This window comes from Flagellimonas nanhaiensis (assembly GCF_003382275.1).
GTDB lineage: Bacteria > Bacteroidota > Bacteroidia > Flavobacteriales > Flavobacteriaceae > Flagellimonas > Flagellimonas nanhaiensis.
Genome location: NZ_QTJX01000014.1, coordinates 1 through 2,552, shown reverse-complemented (window position 1 = coordinate 2,552; position 2,552 = coordinate 1). Strand labels below are relative to the sequence as shown.

General features: G+C 49.4%; 2 protein-coding genes. Both read right to left on the bottom strand.

Annotation, left to right across the window (positions count from 1 at the left end; translation table 11 throughout):
* Positions 1–91: 91 nt before the first annotated feature.
* Positions 92–829, bottom strand: coding sequence for an IS21-like element helper ATPase IstB (gene istB, locus DX873_RS18695; RefSeq protein ID WP_116186018.1), 738 nt, complete (start codon positions 827–829; stop codon positions 92–94).
* Positions 830–853: 24 nt separating this feature from the next.
* Complete coding sequence (gene istA / locus DX873_RS18690) at positions 854–2,398, bottom strand: IS21 family transposase (RefSeq protein ID WP_116186017.1); 1,545 nt, start codon at positions 2,396–2,398, stop codon at positions 854–856.
* Positions 2,399–2,552: the final 154 nt, after the last annotated feature.

Here is a 2,552-nt window from a genome sequence, read left to right as displayed (position 1 = left end):
TGGATAAGCCGGGTAAACTGACCCACCTTCGCCGGATGAAACTGACCATGGCAAATGGACTGCCCAGATTTGATCTATCCTTGGGTTAAACTTAGTTTTTATTTTTCAATTTTCTTCTCATTGATTCTCCTTTTATATCTATTCTGTGGGCTGTATGCACCAAACGGTCGAGGATGGCATCGGCCAGTGTTTTCTCCCCGATAATGTCGTGCCACTTTGATACGGGCAATTGTGATGCTATTATAGTGGATTTTTTGCCGTGCCTGTCCTCGATGATCTCCATAAGTGCATGCCTATTGATGTTGTCCAATGGTTTAAGGCCGAAGTCATCCAAGATGAGCAAGTCCTGTTTTTCAAGTTTGTTTATCTGTTTTGGATAGGAACCGTCTGCCTTTGATGTCTTGAGCAGGGTAAAGAGCTTCGCAGTATTGAAGTACATCGTTTTTGACCCCATGGAACAGGCCTGGTGGCCGATGGCCGATGCCAGGTAACTTTTGCCCACGCCGGTACTACCGGTAATAAGTATGTTCTCCCTTTTTTGGATGAACCCGCAGGAACCGAGCCGCCGGACCAGGTTCTTGTCCAGTTGGCGCGACGGTCGGTAGTCTATAGCTTCCATGACGGCCGTATACCTGAACCTTGCGGACTTGGTCAATCGCTCTATCCTACGGTTGTGACGGTCGTCCCATTCGCTCTGGACGAGATAGGCGATCAGTTCATCGTTGGTGTAACCGGTGGACGGACCGCCGGTTTCCATTGTTGTGGTGAAGGCCCTGTGCATTCCATAGAGCCTCATTTCTTTCATCGATTGCATTGTTTTTTCGTTCATATGTTCTGTTTTTAAGTATTGTTCCTATTCGTAGTATTTTCCTCCCCTTATGTTGTTGTGCTCGGGCATTTCCATGTCCCCGTCGATACCTTCATCGATCTGGTCCCACCCCTTTTTCAGGATGCGCTCGACCATATTGTAATTGTACGCACCATATTCCGCGGCACGCCTACAGGCACCGTCAAGACGTTCCCTTCCGTACTTTTTGGCAAGGTGGAGCACGCCCAGACAGGACTTATAGGATTGTTCCGGGTGTTGCTTCTTCTCCAGGATGGCAATGATGTACCCTTTACAGTGTCCGCCGATATCGCTTGCCCAATCGATGAACTTTTCACTGCTCCACTCGCTTATGAAACGATGGTGCGAGGGCATATGGTCGGCCAAGGTGGTATAGCCGTATTTCTTCCTGTTCCTTGTATGTACGGCGAACCTTTCGTGCTTATGGTAGATCTCGACGATACTGTCGGTATAGACCAGCTTGACCTGTTTGCCTATATGCCTGTAGGGCACGCTGTAATAATGCTTGTCCTTCCCAAAATAAACATGGCTGTTCTTGTGTACGGTGGCCTGGGCATAGCGTTTTACCTCATAGCGTTTCGCCGGTAACGGCATCAGTTCGCCCTTCTCGATCTCCATAAAAAGCGAACACCTGGAATATTCCCTTCCCCTGAACGACATTGCGTTGTGTTTTTCCAACAGTTCCCTTATCGCGATGTTGATATCGGTCATGCTATGGAAGACCTGGTTCCGTAAAGGGGCGAACACCCTGGTGTAGATTATCTTCACGGCGTTCTCCACTATGGCCTTGTCCCTTGGCCTATAGGTACGTGTGGGCAGTACTGCCGTTTCGTAGTGTTCGGCAAAGTCGGCGAACACCTCGTTGACCTTGGGCTCGTAACGGCTGCTCTTGGTAACCGCCGACTTAAGGTTGTCCGGCACCAAGGCCTTTGGTACGCCGCCGTAGAACCATAGTGCGTTCTCGGTGCAGCGGATGAAGTCCTCCAGTTTTTGGCTTGCACAGGCCTCTACATAAGTGTATTGGCTGCTACCGAGTATACACACGAACACCTCCAGTTCCTTCAGTTCACCGGTGTCCCTGTCAACAATATGGAGTTTCTTTCCCGTGAAGTCTATAAAGAGCTTGTCGCCGGCCTTGTGCTCCATGTGCATTACCGGAGAGGTCTCCTTGCGCCATTCGGCGTACCAATACTTGAACTGTGAGAGCTTGAAGCCATCGGGGTGCTTGGCATAATATTCTTCCCATAACAATTGTCTGGTCACCCCGGTCTTGCGAAGCTCTTTGTCAAAATAGGGAAAGTACTGCCTTAAGGTCAGCAAACGTTGGCTCTTGCGCTTTTGCCCGTCCTTAAAAAGGTTGTGGAGTTCCTCTAGGGTCATCTTCTCCACTTCGTAGGCGGTAAAACGGTACCGCCTGAAGAATTCGATGTACTTCCTGACCGTGACACGGGATATGCCCAATTGTTGGCTTATCCCACGCTTGCTCGTACCGGAGGTGTACAGTTTGTAAATCAGTTTTGTTTTTCGCATGTCTATCTGCTTGTTCGCCATGGTGCTTTTTAACAAAAAAAGCACTTAGACTTTTTACAGATAGATCTAATCTAAAGGTGGGTCACTTTGGCCCGGCGGGGGTGGGTCACTTTCGTCCGGCCAGCTATGGTCACTTTAACCCGGCGAGGGTGGTATACTATGTCCGGCGTTTCCA